The sequence below is a fragment of the Vibrio sp. 1078-1 genome (assembly GCF_033340475.1).
This window is the reverse complement of sequence record NZ_JAWOWM010000923.1, coordinates 1-514: the sequence shown is the minus strand read 5'-3', so window position 1 is coordinate 514 and position 514 is coordinate 1. Positions and strand designations below refer to the sequence as shown.

Genomic DNA, 514 nt, shown 5'->3' with positions numbered 1-514 from the left:
TTGGGCTAAGCATCAACCTACGCAGCTTCCATCGTCACTCGTTTTATATTCTTCTGCATTCAACCCTGCAAGGTTTTAACCGTGAGCAACAACTCGTCTTGGCGACGCTTGCACGCTTTCAACGCAAAGCGCTAAGGCTCAATGAGTTGCCAGAGTTCAACCTCTACAAACAAAGTGATGTGTTAAGCCTGATTAAGATTCTTCGTCTGTCCATAGTCCTTAATGGGCAACGCAACGACGACCCACTACCTGACATCACTTTATCGATCAAAGGCGATGAATGGATGCTCGCTTGTACCGATGAAGCATGGTTAGATAATAATAAGTTGCTGCATGCCGATTTGCTGGAAGAACAAGATAGATGGGCAAGTGCGAAGTGGACACTCACTTTTTAGTTTTCGGTACAATGAAAAAAGTCGGCTTAAAGGCCGACTTTTTTTAACTCTTCCGCTGCGAAATCTGCAGTGATCGGCACATAGCCATCTTTTTCGACTAACGCTTGTCCCTGAGCAGA

1 pseudogene is annotated in these 514 nt (G+C 45.3%); it reads left to right on the top strand.

Annotated elements, in window-relative coordinates:
- A pseudogene (locus R7190_RS30875) lies at positions 1-395 on the top strand (exopolyphosphatase); the annotation flags it as partial.
- Positions 396-514 lie beyond the last annotated feature (119 nt).